This window comes from Devosia sp., assembly GCF_036676215.1.
Lineage (GTDB): Bacteria > Pseudomonadota > Alphaproteobacteria > Rhizobiales > Devosiaceae > Devosia.
Window position 1 is genome coordinate 1 of the sequence record NZ_JAKFDJ010000212.1, and the last position, 2,117, is coordinate 2,117.

3 protein-coding genes are annotated in these 2,117 nt (G+C 65.1%); 2 read left to right on the top strand and 1 reads right to left on the bottom strand.

Annotated features, from left to right (window positions below; translation table 11 throughout):
• Both V6M52_RS17195 and V6M52_RS17200 read left to right on the top strand, forming a co-directional pair.
• Positions 1-1,378, top strand: a 1,378-nt coding sequence (locus V6M52_RS17195; RefSeq protein WP_332702049.1) for a M3 family metallopeptidase, incomplete at its 5' end; no start/stop codon positions are given.
• A 28-nt stretch (positions 1,379-1,406) separates the two neighbouring features.
• Positions 1,407-1,691: a hypothetical protein gene (locus tag V6M52_RS17200; RefSeq protein WP_332702051.1), complete on the top strand. Its 285-nt coding sequence runs from the start codon at positions 1,407-1,409 to the stop codon at positions 1,689-1,691.
• Positions 1,692-1,693: 2 nt separating this feature from the next.
• On the opposite strand, the gene V6M52_RS17205 is transcribed toward V6M52_RS17200, so the two are convergent.
• Positions 1,694-1,873, bottom strand: a complete 180-nt coding sequence (locus V6M52_RS17205) for a hypothetical protein (RefSeq protein WP_332702053.1) — start codon at positions 1,871-1,873, stop codon at positions 1,694-1,696.
• Positions 1,874-2,117 lie beyond the last annotated feature (244 nt).

The window sequence follows — 2,117 nt, forward strand, 5'->3', positions numbered from 1 at the left end:
CTCCTCGATGGATCCGTTCCTGACCTATTCCACCCGCCGCGACCTGCGCGAGAAGGTCTGGCGCACCTATTACAGCCGCGGCGACAACGGCGACGCCAAGGACAACAACGCCAACATCAAGAAAATCCTCAAGCTGCGGGTCGAGCGCGCCAAGCTGCTGGGCTATCCGACCCACGCCCACTGGCGGCTCGAGAACGCCATGGCCAAGACGCCCGACGCCGCCATGGCGCTGATGCTGCGGGTCTGGCCCTCGGCGATCGCGCGGGTGAAGGAGGAGGTGGCCGAGATGCAGACCATCGCCGACAAGGAGAAGGCCGGCCACCGCATCGAGCCGTGGGACTACCGCTTCTACGCCGAGAAGGTCCGGGCCGACCGCTACGACCTCGATATGAACGCGGTGAAGCCGTACATGCAGCTGGAGAAGCTGCGCGAGGGCATGTTCTGGGCCGCGGGCCAGGTCTACGGCTTCCAGTTCGAACAGGTCTCGAACCTCCCCGTCGCCCATCCCGACATCCGCGTCTGGGAGGTCAAGCGCGACGGCAAGCATGTGGGGCTCTGGTACTTCGATCCCTATGCCCGGGCCGGCAAGCGTTCCGGCGCCTGGATGAACGCCTATCGCGACCAGGAGAAGTTCGACAAGCCGGTGACGACCATCGTCTCCAACAACTCGAACTTCGTGAAGGGCGCCCCCGGCGAGCCGGTGCTGATCTCCTGGGACGACGCCGAGACCATGTTCCACGAGTTCGGCCACGCCATCCACGGCCTGAACTCCGACGTCGCCTATCCCTCGCTCTCGGGCACGGCGGTGGCGCGCGACTATGTGGAGTTCCCCAGCCAGATCAACGAGCACTGGCTGCCGACGCCTCAAGTGTTGAACAGTTACGCCCTGCACCACAAGACCGGGAAGCCGATCCCGGCCGAGCTGGTGGAGAAGCTGGAGAAGGCCTCCACCTTCCGCCAGGGCTTCGACGTCACCGAGTACCTGTCCTCGGCGATCATCGACATGAAGCTGCACCTGGCCGGCGACCTGGACATCGACCCCGACGCCTTCGAGCGTGACGAACTCACTAAGCTCGGCATGCCCAGCGAACTTGTCATGCGTCACCGCACCCCACAGTTCGGCCACGTCTTTGCCGGCGACGGCTATTCGGCCGGCTATTACAGCTACCTTTGGTCGGAGACCCTGGCGCTGGACGTGGTGGACGCCTTCAAGCGCTCGCCCGGCGGCATGTACGACAAGGCCATGGCCGCCAAGCTGCGCGCCAATGTCATGAGCATCGGCAACTCCGTCGACCCGGAGATCGCCTTCCGCAAGCTCATGGGCCGCGACGTGGACGTGAAGCCCTACCTGCGCAACAAGGGCTTCCCGACGGCCTAGATGGGTGAAGTCGCGCCAGGAGGTTCGATTGCCAATCTATCGCTTTGTGATCCACGGGACTGGCATCCAAAACCACCGTGGGCACGCCGGCTTCGTCACCACGCGATGGGCGCAGGCGGCCACAGAGCAACAGGCGGCTGAAAAGGCGTTGGATAGCGTTCGACGTAACTGGACGACCGGGCCCTCCTCCGTGCTCAACGACGGACCTCCTCCGACTCTGGAGATCGACAGCTCTCAGCGGATTGCGGCCTGGGAGATTTGGAGCGCTTCAAACCGAGGCAACACGCTCTACCGCGACGAAGATCTGGCGTGAGCCTAAACCTTCCACCCCGGCACGAGCGCGTCGGGGTGGCGGTCAGGGACCAGGTTGAGCGCCAGACCCTGCTCCAGCCACGCTTTGGCTTCGGCCAGGACCAGGCCGAAGCCACCCCGCGAATCCAGCGCCTTGGCGACGACCTCGTCTCCAGGCCTGGTGAAGCCGGAATCGACCACCATGACGAAGGTCCTGTCCTCGCCGCCAGGCCCCCTCGCCTTGACCTTCGCCCCCCTTCGGCGCATAAGCCGCCCCTTCCGGCGCAGAGCAATCGCGCCCTCCACCGCCACGACCCCCACGGATTGATGTGGGACGAGGGCGGCGAGGCCCCCCGTCGACGTGATCGTCCACGGGGGTCGATTGCGTTTGGGCCTCCAGGAGCGACCGCTTGTTCGACGCGCTGACAGATCGGCTATCCGGGGTTTT